Source organism: Halomonas ventosae, from assembly GCF_004361885.1.
Taxonomy (GTDB): Bacteria; Pseudomonadota; Gammaproteobacteria; order Pseudomonadales; family Halomonadaceae; genus Halomonas; species Halomonas ventosae_C.
The window spans coordinates 1-1,269 of sequence record NZ_SNWH01000062.1; the positions used below are offsets into that span (position 1 = coordinate 1).

The 1,269-nt window shown below is 64.2% G+C and carries 1 protein-coding gene; it reads right to left on the reverse strand.

Going from position 1 to position 1,269, the window contains the following annotated elements; all coding sequences use genetic code 11:
* Nucleotides 1-156: 156 nt before the first annotated feature.
* The coding region (locus DFO68_RS15400; RefSeq protein ID WP_133484470.1) for an IS1380 family transposase at nucleotides 157-1,269 on the reverse strand (1,113 nt) is incomplete at its 5' end.

The window sequence follows — 1,269 nt, forward strand, 5'->3', positions numbered from 1 at the left end:
CTGGTGATGACTGACCAGGACGATATCGGCCTCCTTGCCCCCTGTTGACGGCCTGTTTCACCACCCTTTCACCGCCATTTGCGACAGCCAGGCATGCCTTTCCCGCCGGCCAGTGTGGCAGCGTCGGTTTGCTGATTCTCCGCCAGGATCGCCCGGTCAGCATGGCGCTGCCTTGGGATACCGAAACCGGGTGCGTAGGGTCTTCAGCACCGTCATGCGCCCGATGTCCTGACCGAAATCGAGAATGATCTGCCGCGCCTTGTGGATCACCAGGGCGGCACGATGCACCAGCTCTTGCAGGACCGTGCGCAGCCGCCGGCGTTTCGCCGGATGACGCACCGGACTGAGCTCGCCGGTCATGCCGAGCTGCCCCATCAACCGCAGGATGTTGTAGGCCAGCTGGGCCAGATGCAGGATCAGGTCGTTGGTGGCGAACTTGCCCGAGGGCAGCCGCTCCAGGTCGAGATCGGTCTTGATCTCGCTGTGGAATTGCTCGTGAGTGGCATGTGCCTGATAGCGCTTGATCACCGCCTCCGGTGCCTCGTCCAGGCTGGTCCACCAGCCTTCCAGTTCATATTCCGGTTCGATCAGCAGCTGGCCATCGTGATCGGCGGTGCGCTCGACCAGGCGCATCACGCGCTTGACGACGTATTCGACCTTGTCGTTGTCGCGGATCGAGACGGTCTGTGTCCACAGGGCCTGACGCTTGCCGGGTCGCAGTTCTTCCCAATAGTCTTCCGCGACGGCCTGCCAGGTGGCTAAATCGTCCTTGGCCGAGCGGCGGGGGTTCCACTTGACGATGTAGTCCAGGACGCGCCCGTCATCGGCACAGGCCTGGCGCTGCTGTTCCAGCAGCGCCAGGTGTTCCTGACTGTCGAAGCCGCTGTCTTCGCGCACCAGCAGCGGCGCCTGAGTCAGTGGGTAGGCGCGCGGCAGCACCCGCTCCAGGAAGGCGTTGCTCTCCTTCATGGTGTGCTGCTTGCCGGGACGCAGTTCCAGGCCCAGAGACCAGCCTTCGTTGCCCAGATACGCCGCGATGGGGGTGTAGCCGTCGACCTTCTGGTAGGTCGGCGTCACGCCCTCCTTCTTCGTGTTGCTGTTGTCCATCACGAGGGTGTCGATGTCCAGGCAGACATGCCCCTTCTCCGCGGTGATGGGCGCCTCGGCCAGCGACAGCAGGGTGGTGGACCAGGTGGAGGTGCGCGCCTGCAGGTCATTGGCGGCGAGCTTCTCCAGGCGTTGGCGCAGCGTGGCGGTGCTGGGCACCTT